3 protein-coding genes are annotated in these 2,697 nt (G+C 45.6%); all 3 read left to right on the forward strand.

The annotated features are described in order from the left end of the window. The coding region (locus ABYB02_RS16470; protein WP_372763454.1) for an S-(hydroxymethyl)glutathione dehydrogenase/class III alcohol dehydrogenase at nt 1–1,116 on the forward strand (1,116 nt) is incomplete at its 5' end. Nucleotides 1,117–1,182: 66 nt separating this feature from the next. After that, on the forward strand, nt 1,183–2,025 hold the full coding sequence (gene fghA / locus ABYB02_RS16475; RefSeq protein WP_372763455.1) for an S-formylglutathione hydrolase: 843 nt from the start codon (nt 1,183–1,185) through the stop codon (nt 2,023–2,025). 256 nt (nt 2,026–2,281) lie between these two features. Next, nucleotides 2,282–2,697, forward strand: a 416-nt coding sequence (locus tag ABYB02_RS16480; RefSeq protein WP_372763456.1) for a BCCT family transporter, incomplete at its 3' end; no start/stop codon positions are given.

Here is a 2,697-nt window from a genome sequence, read left to right on the forward strand (position 1 = left end):
GAATTTATTAAATCAAAAGCGGCTATCGCATGGGGCCCAAACCAACCTCTTTCGGTTGAAGAAGTTGATGTAATGATGCCTAAAAAAGGCGAAGTTATGGTTAAAATCACTGCAACCGGTGTGTGCCATACCGACGCATTTACCTTGTCCGGTGAAGATCCAGAAGGTATTTTCCCAGCCATTCTTGGTCATGAAGGTGCCGGTGTTGTTTATGCCGTAGGCGAAGGTGTCACCAGTGTTGAAGTGGGTGACCACGTTATTCCTTTATACACCGCAGAATGTGGTGAATGTAAAATGTGTACCTCAGGTAAAACAAACCTGTGCTCTGCAGTACGTGAAACCCAAGGTAAAGGTTTAATGCCAGACGGCACAACACGTTTTTATAAAGACGGTGAGCCAATTTATCACTACATGGGTTGTTCTACATTCTCTGAATACACGGTATTACCAGAAATTTCATTAGCGAAAGTGAATAAAGAAGCGTCGCTTGAAGAGATCTGCCTACTTGGCTGTGGTGTTACCACAGGTATGGGTGCAGTCACTAACACCGCGAAAGTAACAGCGGGCGACACCGTCGCTATTTTTGGTTTAGGTGGCATTGGTTTATCAGCCATTATTGGCGCCAAAATGGCCGGTGCTAGTCGTATTATCGGTGTAGATATCAACACCTCGAAGTTTGATCTTGCAACTAAACTCGGCGCGACCGACTTAGTTAATCCCAAAGACTTCGACAAACCAATTCAAGAAGTGATTGTTGAAATGACCGATGGCGGTGTTGATTACTCATTTGAGTGTATTGGTAACGTCGATGTAATGCGCTCAGCTCTTGAGTGTTGTCATAAAGGTTGGGGTGAGTCGGTAATTATTGGTGTAGCAGGCGCTGGTCAAGAAATTTCAACACGTCCGTTCCAACTGGTAACCGGTCGCGTATGGCGCGGTAGCGCATTTGGTGGCGTAAAAGGCCGTTCACAACTGCCAGAAATCGTCGAGCGTTACATGGCGGGTGAATTTGCCCTTAATGACTTTATTACTCATACCATGAGCCTTGAAGAAATTAACGATGCGTTTGATTTAATGCATGAAGGTAAGAGTATTCGTACTGTCATTCATTACTAATACTGCTAATAGTTAAGTTTATAAGCCGTGCACCAGAATAAGGTAAGCGGCTTTTTTGAGGACATTATGTTAGAAAATATTTCGAGTACTAAGGTCGCCGGTGGCTGGCATAAGCAATATACCCATAATGCGACCAGCACCCATTGTACCATGCGTTTTGCGGTGTTTTTACCCCCCGGTGCCAGCGAAAGCAATAAGGTGCCTGTGCTTTATTGGTTGTCGGGTTTAACCTGTACCGATGAAAACTTTATGCAAAAAGCCGGCGCATTTAAAAAGGCGGCAGAGCTGGGTATTGCTATTGTGGCTCCCGACACCAGCCCTCGCGGTGAAGACGTCCCTAACGAAGACAGTTACGACTTTGCCCAAGGTGCTGGCTTTTACGTGAACGCCACGCAAGCACCATACAATACCCATTTTAATATGTACGACTACGTAGTGAATGAGCTACCGGCACTGATTGAACAGCACTTTCCAGTCACCGGCACTAAAGCCATTAGTGGTCACTCAATGGGCGGCCATGGTGCATTAATGATCGCGCTTAAAAACCCCAGCGCCTATGTAAGTGCGTCGGCATTTAGCCCTATAGTTAACCCGATTAACTGTCCGTGGGGCGTTAAAGCATTTAGCGGCTATCTAGGTGATGACAAAGCAACGTGGGCACAGTACGACAGCTGCGAATTAATGCGCCACGCCGAGCAAGCTAACTACCTACCCATGCTAGTAAGCCAAGGGGACGCCGATAACTTTTTAGCTGAGCAACTCAAACCACAAAACTTAGTGGCGGTCGCTAACGAAAAAGCCTACCCTCTTACGTTTGAAATGCACGCAGGTTACGATCATAGTTACTTTTTCATTAGTAGCTTTATTGAGCAACACTTAGCGTTTCATCAGCAATACTTACAAGACTAAGTATGCATCGTTAAGCAGAAAAGAGAACATCTCACGATGTTCTCTTTTTTTATGCCCTGAATTATCTTTTGTTCACTCGCTGGCGGTGCGCTTTTGCTACATAATAAACCGTCTCAGCGTTAACCGCAGCGTTCACAGCCAGCGGCGCTGGCATGAATAAATCTCAAACACGCAGTAAATTAACAGAAGAATATGTATTTAAAACAAGGCTGTGCTATATTTTAACAACTTTTAACAGCTAACCTAAGGTATCTCAATGTCCGCAGTGGAAGCGCAATCCAAACTCAATCCCCCTGTGTTTTACACAGCCTCTGCACTGATTATTTTACTGGTGCTATTTACCGCATTAGTCCCTCAATCTGCCGAAAGCGCCTTTAATGCATTACAAGCCATTATTGTTGTTAATGCCAGTTGGTTTTATGTACTGACGGTGGCGATCATTTTAATCACCGTGATGTTTTTAGGCCTATCACGCTATGGCAATATCAAGTTAGGGCCCGATCACTCTACGCCCGACTATAACCAGCTCAGTTGGTTTTCCATGTTGTTCAGTGCCGGAATGGGCATTGGCTTAATGTTTTTTGGCGTGGCAGAGCCCGTTATGCACTACATGAGCCCGCCCGTAGGCGATGCCGCCACGGTGGACGCCGCTCGTGAAGCAATGAAAATCAC

Origin of the sequence: Pseudoalteromonas sp., assembly GCF_041613455.1 — a bacterium.
Taxonomy (GTDB): Bacteria; Pseudomonadota; Gammaproteobacteria; order Enterobacterales; family Alteromonadaceae; genus Pseudoalteromonas.